A 311-nucleotide genomic window follows, 5' to 3' on the forward strand; every position below is an offset into this window, starting at 1 on the left:
GAGCTGGATTTCGTATTGCCTTCCCGTCTGCCGGTGGTCTGGCAGCGTTACTGGCGCAGTGGCAATCCCGGCGACAGCGTGCTGGGCCGCGGCTGGTCACTTTTCTGGGAAACCCGGCTTGAACGGTATCAGGACGGGCTGGTATGGCGTGCGCCGTCCGGCGATTACGTGTCATTTCCTCCTGTTCCGAAAGGTCAGCGAACCTTCTGCGAAACTGAAAAACGCTGGCTGGAACATCATCAGGACGATACATGGTCAGTGTATGATATCAGCGGCGAGCGCTGGCATTATCAGCCATTACGCGAAAATGC

At 57.2% G+C, this 311-nt stretch carries 1 pseudogene; it reads left to right on the forward strand.

Going from position 1 to position 311, the window contains the following annotated elements:
* Window positions 1-306 (forward strand): annotated as a pseudogene (locus A1830_RS22960) (DUF6531 domain-containing protein); the annotation flags it as partial.
* Window positions 307-311 lie beyond the last annotated feature (5 nt).

It is taken from the genome of Erwinia sp. ErVv1 (genome assembly GCF_900068895.1).
Taxonomy (GTDB): Bacteria; Pseudomonadota; Gammaproteobacteria; order Enterobacterales; family Enterobacteriaceae; genus Erwinia.